The organism is Streptomyces sp. NPDC052114 (assembly GCF_040680155.1).
Lineage (GTDB): Bacteria > Actinomycetota > Actinomycetes > Streptomycetales > Streptomycetaceae > Streptomyces.
The window spans coordinates 52,686-67,951 of the sequence record NZ_JBFAWC010000026.1 but is presented as its reverse complement, the minus strand read 5'-3'; the positions used below and the strand labels follow the sequence as shown (position 1 = coordinate 67,951).

General features: G+C 72.5%; 13 protein-coding genes. 3 read left to right on the top strand and 10 right to left on the bottom strand.

The annotated features are described in order from the left end of the window. Positions 1-48: 48 nt before the first annotated feature. The 5 genes from AB0L89_RS37420 to AB0L89_RS37400 all read right to left on the bottom strand — a co-directional run bounded on the left by AB0L89_RS37420 (position 49) and on the right by AB0L89_RS37400 (position 5,930). On the bottom strand, positions 49-1,155 hold the full coding sequence (locus AB0L89_RS37420; protein WP_365151817.1) for a CHAD domain-containing protein: 1,107 nt from the start codon (positions 1,153-1,155) through the stop codon (positions 49-51). Between the two features lies 1 nt (position 1,156). Continuing rightward, positions 1,157-3,403, bottom strand: a complete 2,247-nt coding sequence (locus AB0L89_RS37415; protein WP_365151736.1) for an RNA degradosome polyphosphate kinase — start codon at positions 3,401-3,403, stop codon at positions 1,157-1,159. Between the two features lie 261 nt (positions 3,404-3,664). Then, on the bottom strand, positions 3,665-4,621 hold the full coding sequence (locus AB0L89_RS37410) for an ABC transporter permease (protein WP_365151734.1): 957 nt from the start codon (positions 4,619-4,621) through the stop codon (positions 3,665-3,667). Beyond that, entirely contained in the window at positions 4,618-5,517 is a 900-nt protein-coding gene (locus tag AB0L89_RS37405; RefSeq protein ID WP_365151732.1) for an ABC transporter ATP-binding protein, read from the bottom strand. The genes AB0L89_RS37410 and AB0L89_RS37405 overlap by 4 nt, the downstream gene beginning before the upstream one ends. Continuing rightward, a complete protein-coding gene (locus AB0L89_RS37400) occupies positions 5,514-5,930 on the bottom strand; it encodes a GntR family transcriptional regulator (protein WP_365151730.1) in 417 nt (138 codons plus the stop codon). Before AB0L89_RS37400 ends, AB0L89_RS37405 begins: the two co-directional genes overlap by 4 nt. Before the next feature lie 204 nt (positions 5,931-6,134). On the opposite strand from AB0L89_RS37400, the gene AB0L89_RS37395 reads away from it, so the two are divergent. Continuing rightward, the gene (locus AB0L89_RS37395) at positions 6,135-6,545 is read left to right on the top strand and encodes a hypothetical protein (RefSeq protein ID WP_365151728.1); all 411 of its coding nucleotides are present in this window, start codon (positions 6,135-6,137) and stop codon (positions 6,543-6,545) included. Positions 6,546-6,634: 89 nt separating this feature from the next. Here AB0L89_RS37395 and mshD read toward each other — a convergent pair whose 3' ends face one another. Further along, positions 6,635-7,564, bottom strand: a complete 930-nt coding sequence (gene mshD / locus AB0L89_RS37390; protein ID WP_365151726.1) for a mycothiol synthase — start codon at positions 7,562-7,564, stop codon at positions 6,635-6,637. A 196-nt stretch (positions 7,565-7,760) separates the two neighbouring features. On the opposite strand from mshD, the gene AB0L89_RS37385 reads away from it, so the two are divergent. Then, positions 7,761-9,593, top strand: coding sequence for a bifunctional metallophosphatase/5'-nucleotidase (locus tag AB0L89_RS37385; protein ID WP_365151724.1), 1,833 nt, complete (start codon positions 7,761-7,763; stop codon positions 9,591-9,593). A gap of 91 nt (positions 9,594-9,684) precedes the next feature. Next, a complete protein-coding gene (locus AB0L89_RS37380; RefSeq protein ID WP_365151722.1) occupies positions 9,685-11,007 on the top strand; it encodes a DUF2993 domain-containing protein in 1,323 nt (440 codons plus the stop codon). On the opposite strand, the gene abc-f is transcribed toward AB0L89_RS37380, so the two are convergent. The 4 genes from abc-f to AB0L89_RS37360 all read right to left on the bottom strand — a co-directional run bounded on the left by abc-f (position 11,004) and on the right by AB0L89_RS37360 (position 15,241). Next, complete coding sequence (gene abc-f, locus AB0L89_RS37375; protein WP_365151720.1) at positions 11,004-12,668, bottom strand: ribosomal protection-like ABC-F family protein; 1,665 nt, start codon at positions 12,666-12,668, stop codon at positions 11,004-11,006. The genes AB0L89_RS37380 and abc-f overlap by 4 nt on opposite strands. Before the next feature lie 132 nt (positions 12,669-12,800). Next, positions 12,801-14,273: a HAMP domain-containing sensor histidine kinase gene (locus AB0L89_RS37370; protein WP_365151718.1), complete on the bottom strand. Its 1,473-nt coding sequence runs from the start codon at positions 14,271-14,273 to the stop codon at positions 12,801-12,803. Beyond that, entirely contained in the window at positions 14,270-15,007 is a 738-nt protein-coding gene (locus AB0L89_RS37365; protein WP_069885132.1) for a response regulator transcription factor, read from the bottom strand. The genes AB0L89_RS37370 and AB0L89_RS37365 overlap by 4 nt, the downstream gene beginning before the upstream one ends. Positions 15,008-15,052: 45 nt before the next feature. Next, positions 15,053-15,241, bottom strand: a complete 189-nt coding sequence (locus tag AB0L89_RS37360; RefSeq protein ID WP_365151715.1) for a hypothetical protein — start codon at positions 15,239-15,241, stop codon at positions 15,053-15,055. Positions 15,242-15,266 lie beyond the last annotated feature (25 nt).

Genomic DNA, 15,266 nt, shown 5'->3' with positions numbered 1-15,266 from the left:
GCTTGGGCCGGGGCGCGCCCGGCTCGCTCCGGGGCGCTTCCTCGTACGTCACCGCGTACTCACCACCTCGTACAGCCAGGCCTGCTGGAAGGCGAACCGCGCGGCCTCGACCTCGTGGCGCTGGTCGGCGTGGAGCACGCCGAGCGCGTACGCGGTGGCCGGGGCGATCCGGGGGGTGCGGGCCGCCTGGGCGGCGGCGGACGCGGCGGCGGCGGCCTCGCGGTGGACGTTCAGGGCGTGGCTCGCCTCCGCGATGCGGGGTGCCAGGGGCGCGTGGTCGAGGAGGATCTCCAGGGCGTACCGGTGCAGGCGCAGCAGGGAGCGGACCTTCAGCCAGGGGGCGTCCTGGGCGTCGGGGGCGGTGTCCGCGGCGAGGCCGTGGACGAGGGCGCCGGCGTTGTAGGGGTGGCCCGCCTGGCCGAGGGGCAGGGCGGCGACGGCTTCGTTGAGGTCGGCCTCCGCCTTGGCGGTCAGGTGCTTCAGGTCGTCCTCGGTGTCGGTGAGGGGGACTTCGCTGGCCAGGACGGCCACGTTGTCCGCCACCGCGTGGAAGCGGGAGGAGCCGAAGGCCTGGAGGGCGGTGGAGTGGGCGCGGGTCCGGGCCAGGGTGAGTTGCCGCTCCAGGAGGGCGGCGGCCTTGGCCGCGCCGACTGTGAGGCCTCTCGGGGTGCTGCCCCCGTTCTCGGCGCCCGGCACCGGGGGCTGTGCCCACCCTTCGCCGAGCTCCCGGCTCCGCGCGAGCAGGGGCGACCCCACTCGGCCCGCGGAACGCGTGCCCACAGCGGTGCCTCCGTTTGCGGGCGAAGGCACCGCTGCCGGGCCCGACAGGCGGTGCAAGGCCTCCAGGAGGCGTTGGAGGCGGGTGGCGTAGGCGTGTTCCTGGGCCAGGGTGCCGGAGAGCCAGGCCAGTTCGGGGCGCAGGGCGGCCGACCAGTCCTGGTCGAGGAGCGGGCGGAAGGTGTGCAGGGTGGCGCCGATGCGGCGGGCCGCGCGGCGCAGGGAGTGGGCCGCGGCCAGGGCCTCCTCGGCGCCCTGCGCGTCCGTCGAGGACTCGCGGTGCAGCCGCAGGGAGCGGAGGAACTCCGTGGCCTGGTCCTGCAGATAGGCCGAGAGTGCCTCGCCCGCCGCGGCGCCCGTCCCCGGCGTACCCGTCATCTCATGGTGTTGCTGTGCCACGCCGGCGCCTCCGGGCGTCTATGAGCATCTCCTGTACGTTCCGCAGGGGCTGGCCTTCCGGATCCACCGAGTGGCGGGTCCAGTTGCCGTCCGCGCCCAGGTGCCAGGAGGCGGTGGTGTCCGACATGCCGGTCTCCAGGAGCCGGCTGAGGGCCGCCCGGTGCGCCGGGTCCTGGACCCTGACCAGCGCCTCGATGCGGCGGTCGAGATTGCGGTGCATCATGTCGGCGCTGCCGATCCACACCTCCGGTTCGCCGCCGTTGCCGAAGGCGAAGACGCGGGAGTGCTCCAGGAAGCGGCCGAGTACGGAGCGTACGCGGATGTTCTCCGACAGACCCGCCACACCGGGGCGCACCGCGCAGATGCCGCGCACCCACACGTCCACCTCGACGCCCGCCTGCGACGCGCGGTAGAGCGCGTCGACGACCGCCTCGTCGACCATCGAGTTGACCTTGATGCGGACGTAGGCGGGGCGGCCCGCCCTGTGGTGCTGCATTTCCTTGTTGATGCGGGAGACGAGGCCGTCGCGCAGGGACTTGGGGGCCACGAGGAGGCGGCGGTAGGTCTCCCGGCGGGAGTAGCCGGAGAGGCGGTTGAAGAGGTCGGAGAGGTCCGCGCCGACCTCCGCGTTCGAGGTGAGCAGGCCGAGGTCCTCGTAGAGGCGGGCGGTCTTGGGGTGGTAGTTGCCGGTGCCCACGTGCGAGTAGCGGACCAGGGCCTCGCCCTCCTGGCGCACGACGAGGGAGAGCTTGCAGTGCGTCTTCAGGCCGACCAGGCCGTAGACGACGTGGCAGCCCGCCTCCTCCAGCTTCCGCGCCCACTTGATGTTGGCCTGCTCGTCGAAGCGGGCCTTGATCTCGACGAGGACGAGGACCTGCTTGCCGGACTCGGCGGCGTCGATGAGCGCGTCGACTATGGGGGAGTCGCCCGAGGTGCGGTACAGCGTCTGCTTGATGGCGAGGACGTCCGGGTCGGACGCCGCCTGCTCCAGGAAGGCCTGCACGGACGTGGAGAAGCTGTCGTACGGGTGGTGCAGGAGTACGTCGCGTTCGCGAAGGGCCGCGAAGATGTCGGGCGCGGACGCCGACTCGACCTCGGCGAGGTCGCGGTGGGTGCCGGCCACGAACTTGGGGTACTTCAGCTCGGGCCGGTCCAGGGCGGCGATGCTGAAGAGGCCGGTGAGGTCGAGGGGGCCGGGCAGCGGGTACACCTCGGCCTCGCTGATCTTCAGCTCGCGCACCAGCAGGCCCAGGATGTTCGGGTCGATGGACTCCTCGACCTCCAGGCGCACGGGCGGCCCGAAGCGGCGCCGCATGAGCTCCTTCTCCAGGGCCTGGAGGAGGTTCTCGGCGTCGTCCTCCTCGACCTCCAGGTCCTCGTTCCTGGTGAGCCGGAACATGTGGTGCTCCTGGATCTCCATGCCCGGGAAGAGCTCCTGGAGATGCGCGGGCGCGGCGATGACGTCCTCTATGGGCACGTACCGCTGCGGGGAGGCCTCCAGGAAGCGGGAGAGCAGCGGCGGCACCTTCACGCGTGCGAAGTGCTGATGTCCGGAGACCGGGTTGCGGACCACGACGGCGAGGTTGAGCGAGAGTCCCGAGATGTACGGGAAGGGGTGCGCGGGGTCCACGGCCAGCGGGGTCAGCACGGGGAAGATCTGCTGCCGGAACAGCGTGAAGAGCCGGGACTGCTCCTTCTCCGTCAGCTCGTGCCAGCGCACCAGGTGGATGCCCTCGTCGGCGAGGCCGGGCGCGACGTCGTCCTGGTAGCAGGCGGCGTGCCGGGCCATGAGCTCGCGGGAGCGGTTCCAGATGAGTTCCAGGACCTCGCGGGGCTGCAGGCCGGAGGCCGAGCGGGTGGCGACGCCGGTCGCGATGCGCCGCTTCAGGCCGGCGACGCGGACCATGAAGAACTCGTCCAGGTTCGAGGCGAAGATCGCCAGGAAATTAGCCCGTTCGAGGAGGGGGGTGTGGGGGTCCTCGGCCAGTTCGAGCACGCGCTCGTTGAAGGCGAGCCAGCTGCGCTCGCGGTCGAGGAAACGGCCCTGGGGCAGTTCGGTGCCGTCGTGTCCGACCTGGGCGTCCTCGTCGTACGCGTCGAGATCCGCGTCGATGTCGGGGTCGAGGTCGGAGACGGTGGCTGCGATGGTGTGCGGCCGGTGCGCGGCGATGGAACCCACGGAAGGCTGGGCGTGCCGGACCTGTCCTTGCGTGTTCTGCTGGCTCATGGAGCCATTCTTCCGCGCGGGCACGCCGATGGGCGCGTCGGAGAGCGCGGGAGCGAGGTGGAGCTTCCCGTTCGTCGGGGAAGCCGCTCCGTTCTCCGGGGACGGGTCGGGCACGGCGGGCTGCATTGAGTGAGCGTCGCAAGCCAGTCTGAATCAGCGGTTACGGCGACATGACGTGCGGGACATCGGCCGAAGGCCCCCGGGCGTCTACAGCGCCGGGGGCCCTCGGCCGACCGTACGTTTCAGGCCCGATCGTACGGTTCAGGCCGCGTGGCGGCGCAAGAGCCGGAAGGCGGCGTACGTCGCGGCGGCGGCGAGGGCCAGGACGATCCCGGTCTCGATGAGCTGGACGTACCAGAAGTGGGACCGGGGGTGGTAGTCCACGTACGAGCTGACGACCTTGGTGTCGGTGGGGCAGGAGTAGCCGGGGATCGGCTTCGGAAGGCACTGGCCCGGGTAGAAGCGCTCGCCCGCGGCGTTGGTGACGCCCTGGTCCACGGCGAAGGAGTCGGCGGGGTACGTGGGCCACCAGTCCTCGTTGGTGGCGGCCCCGGAGGCGGTGCGGGTCGGGAAGAGGTCCCAGCGCACGGTGCCGGCGCCCAGCAGCACGGCCCCGGTGACCCCGCCCGCGAGGGCCACGGCGAGCAGCGTGCGGCGCACCAGGAGGCCGATGACGGCTCCCGTGGCCACGGCGAACAGGACGTGCGCGACGAGGACGGGGCCGGTGGCCTCGTAGACGCCCCGGTCGGCCCAGATCAGGTCGGAGCGCGTGTCGAGCATGCGGGCGGCGCCGAACCTGAAGGCGGCCATGAGAGTGAGCGTGCCCGCGACGGCCACCACCGCGGTCGTCACGAGCTTCGAGCTGAGCCAGCGCGTCGGGGAGAGGGACTGGGTCCACATCAATTGGTGGAGCCCGGACTCCAGTTCGCGCCCGATGAGCGGGCCCGCGACGAAGGCGCCGATCAGCAGCGGCAGGAGCAGCAGGCTCGTGGAGCCGTACCGCATGGCGGTGTACAGCAGGTCGTCGGCGCTGCTGAAGCCGAGGAAGGTCTCGCAGGGGCCCTGGTGGCACTCCGCCGCCGGGTAGGCCCAGGCGGCCCAGCGCAGGAATCCGGTCACCGCGACGGCGGCTGCCAGGAGGGCGGCGGTGCCCCACAGAGTGGTGCGGTGGACACGGGCGAAGGCCCAGCGGGGGCCGTGCAGGAACTGCGTGCTCACGCGGACACCTCCAGGTCGCTCGGGGTGGCGTCGGGGGCGATCAGTGCGGGCGCGTCCGGTGCGCGCAGATGGGCCAGCACCAGTTCCTCCAGGGACGGCTCCTCGGCGTCCCAGTCGTCGCCGACCGGGCCCTCGGGGCGGATCAGGGCCGACAGGCCGCGGCCGGTGGCGCGGGACTCGACGACGGTGTGCGGGTGCAGGCGGTCGGCCGGGCCGCGCCCGGTGACCAGGCGGTGCGCGCCGAGCAGGTCGTCGATGCCGCCCCCCAGCCGCACGCGGCCCTCGGACACGAGGAGCAAGTGGTCGCAGGCGTCGGCCAGTTCGCCGATGATGTGCGAGGACATGACCACGGTCGTGCCGTGCTCAGCGGCCTCCGCCATCAGCGTGCCCATGAGCTGGTGCCTGGCGAGCGGGTCGAGGTCGGCCATCGGCTCGTCCAGGAGCAGGAGTTCGGCGCGCTTGCCGAGCGCGAGGGCGAGCGCGACACGGGTGCGCTGCCCGCCGGAGAGCGTACGGACGCGGGCCTTCGGGTCGAGCCCGCTGCCGCCCGCGACGCGCTCGGCGGCGGCCGCGTCCCAGCGGTCGGGGTTCAGCTCGGCGCCGAGCCGCAGCGTGTCCGCGACGGTCAGCTGCGGGTGGAGCGGCTTGTCCTGGGCGACGTAGGCGACGCGGGCGCGGGCCTCGCCGGGGCCGGTGCCGAGGACGGTGAGCGTCCCCGACGTGGGGCGGTCGATCCCCGCGGCCAGCGCGAGCAGCGTCGACTTGCCCGCGCCGTTGGGGCCGACGACCGCGCAGACGCGCCCGGCGGGCAGGCGGAACGCGCAGTCGCGCAGGGCGTGCCGGCCCCGCCCGAAGCGTTTGGTCAGTGCGGTCGCCTCCATGGCGGTGTCGGTCATACCAAGTCCCCCCTGGTTTCCTGCTCTTGGGCCGGTGAATCAGTGAACTGCTCTTCCAGTACGGCACTGAAGAGTGCCGCCACGTCGTCCTTCTCGAGACCCGCCCGACGGGCCCGCGCGGCCCACTCGACGAGCTCCCCCCGCAGCGGCGAGTCGGCGGGCGCGGCGCCCAGCGTCCGGCGGACGAAGGTGCCGAGGCCGCGGCGGGCCTCGACCAGGCCCTCGCGCTCCAGTTCGCGGTAGGCCTTCAGGACCGTGTTCGGGTTGATGGCCGTGGCCTCGACGACTTCGCGGGCCGTGGGCAGCTTGTCGCCGGGCTCCAGCAGGCCGAGGCGCAGCGCCTGCCGGGTCTGCTGGACGATCTGGAGGTACGTGGCGACGCCGCTGCGCCGGTCGATCCGGTATTCGACCACTGCCTTGCACCACCCTTTCACTAATTGAGTAGTGAAAGGGTGGTGCAAGGTGGGGTCCGCGGTCAAGTCGCCCGGTGGGAGCGGGATGTGACGGACTGATGGAGGCGGCGGGGGCGGGGTCCGGGACGCGGCCGCGGATCTTGTACCGTCTGCCGCTCAGCATTGACGTGAACACGCATGAAATACGGGGGCTTTGCCTTGTCCATGTCCCAGCAGGTCCAGCGCACCCGGCGGCGCCGTCTGTCCCGGCACGTCCCGCAGGGCGGTGGCGGCGGCGCGTTCGCCGGTCTCTCGCCCCTGATGAAGGTGGGCGTCCTGCTCATCGCGGCGGTCATCGCCGGCGTCTGGATGTACACGAGCCGCGGCAACACCACCGGTTCCGACAGCGAGACGGCCAACCAGCCCGCGGCCCTCCAGATCGGCGACTGCGTGCAGAACAAGGGGTCCGAGGGCAGCCCCGACATGGAGGCCGTCGACTGCGGCGACGCCAAGGCCGAGTACAAGGTCGAGAGCACCGGCCAGGCGGAGTGCGAGCCGGGGCAGTCCCGCTACGAGCAGACGCGGCGCGGCCGGGTGCAGTTCTCGATGTGCCTGAGCCAGGCCGGGGCCAAGTAGTCCGCCTGGCGGCCGACGGCCGGTACGCCGAAGGGCGCGGTGTTCCCCGGGGGAACACCGCGCCCTTCGCGCGTCCGCGGGCGCCGGGCTCAGGACTCCGTGCGGTACATCAGGTCCGTCTCGTGCGTGACGAAGCCGAGGCGTTCGTAGACGCTCACGGCGGCCTTGTTGTCCGCGTCCACGTACAGCATCGCGGTCGGCAGGCCCGCCTGCGCGAGGTGGCGCAGACCCACCGTGGTCAGGGCCTTGCCGAGGCCGCCGCCCTGGGCGCCGGGCCGCACGCCGACCACGTACACCTCGCCGAGGCCCTCCGCGGCGTGCACCTTCGTCCAGTGGAAGCCGACCAGTTCGCCGTCCTTCTCCGCGAGGAAGAAGCCCGCCGGGTCGAACCACGGCTCCGCCTTGCGGTCGTCCAGGTCGCGCTGGGTGAGGGAGCCCTGCTCCGGGTGGTGCGCGAAGGCCTCCGCGTTCACCGCGAGCCAGGCCGCGTCGTCCTGTCCGGGCACGAACGCGCGGACGGAGACGCCCTCGGGGAGCGCGGGCTCGGGCAGGTCCAGGTCCGCCAGCGGGCGCCGCATCTGGCGCAGTTCGCGGAACAGGGCCAGGCCGAGGACCTGTGCCAGGTGCCGGGCCGAGGAGTGCCCGCCGTGCGCCCACACGCGCAGGCGCCGGCCCGACTCGCCGAGCAGCGCCGTGCCCAGCGCCCTGCCGTGGCCGCGCCCGCGGTACGAGGGGTGCACGACCAGCTCGGCGGCGGGGGCCTCCACGGGGTCGGTGTCCTCCAGCTGCGCGTAGCCGACGAGGAGGTCGTCGACGCTGAGCAGCAGGTGCCGGATGCCGTCGCGCGCGCCGCCCTTCAGCTGGAGCCTGCCCTGCTCGGACACCGCCTGCTGACCGTCGGCGCGGGCGGCCTCGGTGAGCAGCGCGAGCACGGCGTCGGCCTGCGCGGTGGTGAGTGCGGCGAGGGTGTCGATCTTCCGGAGCGGTACGGGGGCCTCGGCGGCGCGGTCGTCAGTCATGCATCGAGAGTACGGGGGGCGGCGCGGCGGCCCGGGGGTGTCATCGCACCGCGCGCTCGGCACGGCCCCGGACCGGTTCCCGCAATGGCAACCAGGATGTAACCGGCAACCCTCTGTCGCGCTACGCGCGTTGAACCTAGGCTGCGCTCGGCGATGTCGCCGTCCCTGTCGTCCCACCTCACCCTCGGGGGAACGCTTGTCCGCCATACAGAAGCAACGAAGGTCCGGGCGCCGTGCCACCCGCGTCCTCGCCGTCGCCGCGGGGCTCGCCACCGTCGGCGCGCTGGCCGCCGCGCTGCCCGCCAGCGCCGGGCCGGACCACGCGGCCGCGGGCAAGGGCGGCAAGCACCGCACCGTCGACGTGCAGCTGCTGTCGTTCAACGACTTCCACGGCAATCTGCAGCCGCCCGCGGGCTCCTCGGGGCAGGTGACGGAGAAGCAGGCCGACGGGACCGAGAAGAAGATCGACGCCGGTGGTGTCGAGTACCTCGCGACCTCCCTGCGCACCGCCCGCCAGAACCACCCCTACAGCGTCACCGCGGCCGCCGGCGACCTCATCGGCGCGAGCCCGCTGCTGTCCGGCCTCTTCCACGACGAGCCCACCGTCGAGGCGATGAACAAGCTCGGCCTGGACGTCACCAGCGTCGGCAACCACGAGTTCGACGAGGGCGCCAAGGAGCTGGCCCGCATCCAGAACGGCGGCTGCCACCCCAAGGACGGCTGCTTCGAGAAGGACAAGAAGGGCAAGGACAAGAAGTTCGGGGGCGCGGACTACCCGTACCTCGCCGCGAACGTCACCGACGAGAAGACCGACAAGCCGATCCTCAAGCCCTACTGGGTCTGGAAGCACAAGGGCGTGAAGATCGGCTTCATCGGCGTGACCCTGGAGGGCACCCCGGACATCGTCTCCGCCGACGGCGTCAAGGGGCTGAAGTTCCACGACGAGATCGAGACGGTCAACAAGTACGCCAAGATCCTCGACAAGCAGGGCGTGAAGTCCATCGTCACGCTCATCCACGAGGGCGGCGTGCCGAAGACCCAGACGTACAACTACGACTGCGACTCCCCGGGCGCGGGCGACGGCATCTCCGGCCCGATCACCGACATCGCCAAGGGCATCACGCCGAAGGTCGACGCCCTGGTCACCGGCCACACGCACAACGCGTACGTCTGCACGATCCCCGACCCGGCGGGCAACCCCCGCATGGTCACCTCGGCGTCCTCCTTCGGGAAGCTCTACACGGACACCACGCTCACGTACGACCGCAGGACCAAGGACATCGTGCGCACCAGCGTGAAGTCCGCGAACCACGTCGTCAGCCGTGAGCAGGCCAAGGCGCCCGACATGACCTCGCTCATCTCGCGCTGGGACAAGCTGGCCGCGCCGGTCGCCAACAAGGCCGTCGGCTACATCTCGGCGGACATCCCCGGCCGCGGCGCCGGTGTGCCCGAGTCCCCGCTCGGCGACCTCATCGCGGACGCGCAGCTCGCGCACGCCAAGTCCCTGGACCCGGAGGCCGATCTGGCCCTGATGAACCCGGGCGGCATCCGCTCCGACATCGTCTTCAAGGCGAGCGGGAGCGAGGGCGACGGCGTCGTCACCTACGGCGAGGCGTTCACCGTGCAGCCGTTCAGCAACACCGTCAACCTGGTCGACCTGACCGGAGCGCAGCTCGTCACGGGCCTCAAGCAGCAGGTCAGCGGCTCGAACACGGCCTCGCCGAAGATCCTTCAGATCTCCGACGGGCTCACCTACACGCTGGACATGACCAAGACCGGCGCCGACCGCGTCGTCGCCGACTCGATCAGGCTGAACGGCAAGGCGATCGACCCGGCGGCCACCTACCGCGTCGCGATGAACTCCTTCCTCGCGGGCGGCGGCGACGGCTTCGCCGAGCTCGGCAAGGGCACCAAGCCGCTCGTCGGCGCGGACGACCTGAAGGCGTTCAACGACTACCTGACCGCCAACTCCTCGGCGGACAAGCCGATCGCGCCGCCGAAGGCCGACCGGATCACGATCGTGAAGTAGGCAATCTCACGACCGGCAAGTACCGGCCGAAACCGTGGCTTACCGGGAGTAAGGTTTGGGGTGGGGTGTGAACGTATGGTGAGATCGCTCGATGCGTTCCCCCCACCGCATAGCCACGCATCCTCCGGATGCGCCTATCGACGACGACCGCGCCGACCAGCTTGACCACGACCGCTCCGACCGGCCTCACGGCGACCGTTCCGACCGGCCTCACGGCGACCGCGCCGACCAGCCCGCGTACAGCAATCCGTACGACGAACTCGCCGCCCTCGCGCCGAACCCGCTGGAGGACTTCCTCCACGAGGACAAGGACTCCGAGGACGCGGCGGACCCCGCGGACGCGCCCTGGACGCCGCCCAACCACCGCCGCGGCAGCCGCCGCCGCAACCGCTTCGCCGGACTGCCGCTCGCCGCGAAGGCCGTCGTCGCCGTCCTCGTCGCCACCGCCTTCCTCGCCCTCGGCGACCGCTGGGCGCTCCTGTACGCGGAGCACGAGGCCGCGGACAGGCTCAAGGAGCAGATGAACCTGAGCGCGGCTCCCGAGGTCGACATCGAGGGGTTCCCCTTCCTCACCCAGGTCCTCGACAAGCGCCTGGACCAGGTGAAGGTGACCGTCCCGGACGTCGCCGCCGACCGCGTCTCCCTCGCCAAGGTCTCCGCGACCGCCACCGACGTCACCATCGAGGGCGACGGACCCACCTCCATCACGGGCGCCACCATCGGCGGGATGAACGGCGAGGTGCTGCTCTCCTTCGAGGACCTCAACCGCGAACTGGGCGCCTCCCAGGTCACGTTCACCGGCCACGGCCGCGACAAGGTCCTCGCGCGCGGCACGCTGCCCGTCGCGGGCCACGACCTGAAGGTGCGCGCCGACGCCCGCATCCAGCGCAACGGCGACCGCGGCATCTCCACCGACATCGGCGGCATGAGCCTCCAGCTCGGCGACCTGGCGACCTACCGTCCCGGCGCCCGCGCGGCGGAGGGCCTGCACCTGTCGAAGAGCTCCGCCGACCGCGTCGCCGAGGAGACCGCCAAGGCGAAGGCGCTGCTCTCCGTCCCTGCGATCGTCCAGCGGCTCGGCGTCCCGGACGACGTGGTCCGCGAGGCCCTCAAGAGCGACGCCAAGCTCAACGAGCTCACCGGCTCCCCGCGCTTCGTGAACGACGTGATGGGCCTGAACCTCATCGACGTCGCGATGGGCCACCCCTGGCTCCTGAAGAAGCTCGGCCTCGACCCCGCGCTCCTCAAGGGCCTCTCCCAGCTCACCCGCCCCGTCCTCGCCGACCGTCTGACCCTCGCCTTCGAGCTGCCGAAGCTGCCGGGGGCCGGGACGGTGGCGCTCCAGGACGTGACGGTGGAGAAGGAGGGCATCCGGGTGCGGCTCACGGGGTCGGGACTGGGCTTCGGCCGCTAGGCGACGTCGCCTTCGTCCTGTGGCCGCCCGTCCCGCAGGGCCAGGTGCGTGCCCCGGAAGCCCGCCCGGAGCCGCCGGTCGTGGCTGACGACCACCAGCGTGCCCTCGTAGGAGGCGAGCGCCGCCTCCAGGTCCTCCACCAGGGCGGGGGAGAGGTGGTTGGTCGGCTCGTCCAGGAGCAGCAGGTCCAGCGGGCGCGCGACGAGCCGGGCCAGTTCGAGGCGGCGGCGCTGGCCCGCCGACAGCGACCGCACCGGCCGCCCGAGGTCCGCCTCGCGGAACAGCCCGAGGGCGAGCAGCTCGTCCCGGTGCTCGGCGCCTCCGTACACGTCGAGCACCGAACGCCCCTCCTGCCACAGGACGTTGTCCTGCCGCAGGAAGCCGACCCGCGCCGGCCGCCGGACCGTACCGCTCTCCGGCGCGAGGTCACCGGCGAGCAGCCGCAGCAGCGTCGACTTGCCCGCGCCGTTCGGCCCGGTGACCAGCAGCCGCTCGCCCGCGCCGATCCGCAGCGTCCCCTCGACGGCCAGCCGGCCGGGCACGCGTACGTCGGTCAGCTCGGCGGCGCCCGCGGCCTCCCCCTCGACCCGTGCCGTGAAGCGCAGGGGGCGCGGGGGCGGCGGCACCGGGTGCTCGGTCAGGCGCTGCAGCCGCTCGCGGGCGTTGCGGATCCGGCTCATCGCGCCGTGCGCCCGTGACCGCGCGCGGAAGGCGCCCGCCCCGCTGAACGAGGCCGGTGCCTTGCGCGGGATCGCCGAGAGCAGCCCGATGTTGGAGTCGGCGAGCGCGGAGTGCCGGGCCACCTCGGCGCGCCACTCCTCGTACTCCCGCTCGTGGCGGGCCCGTTCGGCTGCCTTGGCGGTCAGATGGCCGGCGTAGCCGTCGCCGTACCTGCGCACGGTCCGTGTGTCACCGTCCACCTCCAGGATCGTCGTGGTGACGCGGTCGAGGAACGCGCGGTCGTGGGTGACCGCGAGCACCGTGCCGCGGTGGGCGCGCAGCCGGTCCTCCAGCCAGCGCACGGCCTCGTCGTCGAGGTCGTTCGTCGGCTCGTCGAGGAGCAGCAGCTCGGGCGAGGACGCGAGGGTCCCGGCGAGCATGAGGCGGGAGCGCTGCCCGCCGGAGAGCGTGGCCAGCGGGCGGGCGCGGTCCAGCGGGGCGCGCTCGCCGAGGCGGCGCAGCGCGACCTCGACGCGCCGGTCGGCGTCGTGGCCGTCACGCGCCTCGAACGCGGCGACCAGGGCGGCGTACCGCTCGTACGCCGCTTCGTCCGCGCCTTCCAGGGCGGACGCGGCGACCCGGATCCGCCGTTCCAGGGAGCGCAGTTCGGCGAGCGCCGTGTCGATCGCGTCGCCGACCGTGGCGGTGTCCGGCAGGTCGAGGGTCTGGGCGAGGTGCCCGGTGCCGCCGGGGGCGGTGACGGTGAGCGTGCCGTTGTCGGGCGACTCCGCGCCGGCGACGATCCGCAGCAGCGTGGACTTCCCGGAGCCGTTGTCCCCGATGATGCCCGCCCGCTCGCCGGGGCTGACCGTGAAGGAGACCCGGTCGAGGACGACGTGGTCGTCGTAGCGCTTGGTGATGTCGGTGAGGGTGAGCTGGGAGACGGCGGCAGTGGTGGCCGTGGTCGTGGTGGCCGCGGTGGTGCCGGTGACTGGGTACAAGTACGTCCTCTTTCTTCGACGGCATGGTCGGTCCTGCGCGACGAGACGTTCCGTCTCGCGTAGAAGAAAGGTAACGCAGAACGGACCGTCTCGCAAGACGGTCCGTCTCGTTGGCTTCTCCTGTCTCTCCGGTCAGCTCGGCGAGGTCCCCGTCGGGGACTCCAGCGGGGTCCCCGACGGCGTCTCCGGCGTCTCCGGCGGCGGGGTGGCCGCCCCCGGCAGCCGCACCGACGCCACCGTGCCGCCGCCCTCGGCGGACGCCAGCGCCACCTCGCCGCCCGACTGCCGCACCGTGCGGGCCACGATCGACAGACCGAGCCCGGAGCCCGGCAGGCTCCGCGCGGTGGGTGAACGCCAGAACCGGTCGAAGACGTGCGGGAGTTCCTCGGCGGGGATGCCGGGCCCGTGGTCGCGCACCGTCAGTTCGCCGTCCTTCAGGACGACCTCGACGGCGGACCCGGGCGGGCCGAACTTCACCGCGTTGTCGAGGATGTTGACCACGGCGCGCTCCAGCGCGGCGGGCTCCGCGCGGACGTACCAGGGCGCGAGGTCCGCGGCGAACGTCAGCTCCGGACCGCGCAGCCTGGCCCGCTCCAGCGCCGTCTCCACGATGTCGTGCAGGGCGACGACCTGCACCTTCGCGCTGCCCTGGCCCGCGTCGGGGCGGGACAGCTCCTGAAGGTCGCCGATGAGCGAGGCCAGCTCGGTCATCTGCGCCTTCACCGAGGCGAGCAGCGCCCTGCGGTCGTCGGGCGGGATGGCGCGGCCGGTGTCCTCGCTGCGGGCGAGCAGCTCGATGTTGGTGCGCAGGGAGGTGAGCGGCGTGCGCAGCTCGTGGCCCGCGTCGGCGATCAGCTGCTGCTGGAGGTCGCGGGAGGAGGCCAGGGAGGCGGTCATGGAGTTGAACGACTCCGACAGCCGGGCGATCTCGTCGTCGCCGTCGACGGGGATGCGGAGGTTCAGGTCCTCGGTGCGGGCGACGTGCTCGACGGCCTCGGTGAGCTGGTCCACGGGCCTGAGCCCGGTGCGGGCCACCCAGAGCCCGGCGGCACCTGCGCCGAGGACGCCGATGCCGGCGACGACGGCGAGGACGAGGACGAGGTTGTTGAGGGTGTCGTCGACCTCGTTGAGGGGGCGGGCCAGGGAGATCGCGAGGCCGGGGCGGCCGTCCAACGGGTACGTCAGGACGCGGTACTTGTCGCCGTTGGACGCGGTGGCGTTGTGGAATGCCTGCGTGGCGTTGCCCCGCGCGACGTCCGTGTCGGCCGACAGGACTTCGAGGGACTGCTTCCCGACGATGACGCAGTGCCCGCCGCTCGCGTCGACGACCTGAATGGTCGACTTGAAGATGTCGGGGCTGTCGGCGCCGCCCCTGATGATCGTGCGCGCGCACTGTCCGTCCGGTTTGACGAAGGCGGAGACGTCGGCCGGGTTCACCTTGGCCTCGCTCAACGCGTCGTCCAACGAACTGATCAGCACGTTCCGCACGACGAACCAGCACGCCACCGCGCTCGCGGCCACCGCGAACGCCACCGCCACCGTCACCAGCAGCGCCAGCCGCGAGCGCAACGGCAGGCCGCGGAAGCGCCGTAGGATCCCCTTCACTCCCCGCCCCGCAGCACATAGCCCACGCCCCGCACCGTGTGCACGAGGCGCGGTTCGCCGCCCGCCTCCGTCTTGCGGCGCAGGTACATGACGTACACGTCCAGGGAGTTGGAGGACGGCTCGAAGTCGAAGCCCCACACCGCCTTGAGGATCTGCTCGCGCGTGAGGACCTGGCGCGGATGCGCCAGGAACATCTCCAGGAGCGTGAACTCGGTGCGGGTCAGCTCGACCGTCCGCGCGCCCCGCGTGACCTCGCGCGTGGCGAGGTCCATCCGCAGGTCGGCGAAGGCGAGGACGTCGCCCTCCTCGGCCTGCCCGGCCGCCGCGGCGTACGAACTGCGGCGCAGCAGCGCCCGGATGCGGGCGAAGAGCTCGTCCAGCTCGAAGGGTTTGACCAGGTAGTCGTCGGCGCCCGCGTCGAGTCCCGTGACGCGGTCGCCGACGGTGTCGCGGGCGGTCAGCATCAGGATCGGGGTGGTCGACCCGGTGGCGCGGAGCCTGCGCGCGGCGGTGAGGCCGTCCATGCGGGGCATCTGGATGTCGAGCACGACGAGGTCGGGCCGGTACGCGGCGGCCTTCTCCAGCGCGTCGGCGCCGTCGACCGCGACCTCCGTGCCGTAGCCCTCGAAGGCGAGGCTGCGCTGCAGCGCCTCCCGCACGGCGGGTTCGTCGTCCACGATCAGGATGCGCAGCTGCTCGCGGTCACCAGTGCGGTCGCCTTCGGCGGGGCTCATCGGCTTCGGTCTTCCTCGGGTCAGGGGGCGGAACGGGGGCCGGTATCAGCCTCGCACGCGGGCGCGGCCGGTGCGGGCCGACTGCGCGGCGTGCACCTCCCGCGCCACGGCGAGGGGCAGGCCGAGCCCGGCCGGATCGGTGGCGGGGCGGCCCCAGCCGACGGTGACGGCGAGGGCGTGCCGGGCGCGGTTGACGGCGACGGAGGTGAGGGAGGGGTGCGGGGTGCCGGACATGGCGGCCTCCTGGAGTGGACGTCCG

Coding starts and splice junctions, on each gene's coding strand:
- AB0L89_RS37420 (WP_365151817.1), bottom strand. CDS start 1,155: ATGACGGGTACGCCGGGGACGGGCGCCGCGGCGGGCGAGGCACTCTCG.
- AB0L89_RS37415 (WP_365151736.1), bottom strand. CDS start 3,403: ATGAGCCAGCAGAACACGCAAGGACAGGTCCGGCACGCCCAGCCTTCC.
- AB0L89_RS37405 (WP_365151732.1), bottom strand. CDS start 5,517: ATGACCGACACCGCCATGGAGGCGACCGCACTGACCAAACGCTTCGGG.
- AB0L89_RS37395 (WP_365151728.1), top strand. CDS start 6,135: ATGTCCCAGCAGGTCCAGCGCACCCGGCGGCGCCGTCTGTCCCGGCAC.
- mshD (WP_365151726.1), bottom strand. CDS start 7,564: ATGACTGACGACCGCGCCGCCGAGGCCCCCGTACCGCTCCGGAAGATC.
- AB0L89_RS37380 (WP_365151722.1), top strand. CDS start 9,685: ATGCGTTCCCCCCACCGCATAGCCACGCATCCTCCGGATGCGCCTATC.
- AB0L89_RS37365 (WP_069885132.1), bottom strand. CDS start 15,007: ATGAGCCCCGCCGAAGGCGACCGCACTGGTGACCGCGAGCAGCTGCGC.
- AB0L89_RS37360 (WP_365151715.1), bottom strand. CDS start 15,241: ATGTCCGGCACCCCGCACCCCTCCCTCACCTCCGTCGCCGTCAACCGC.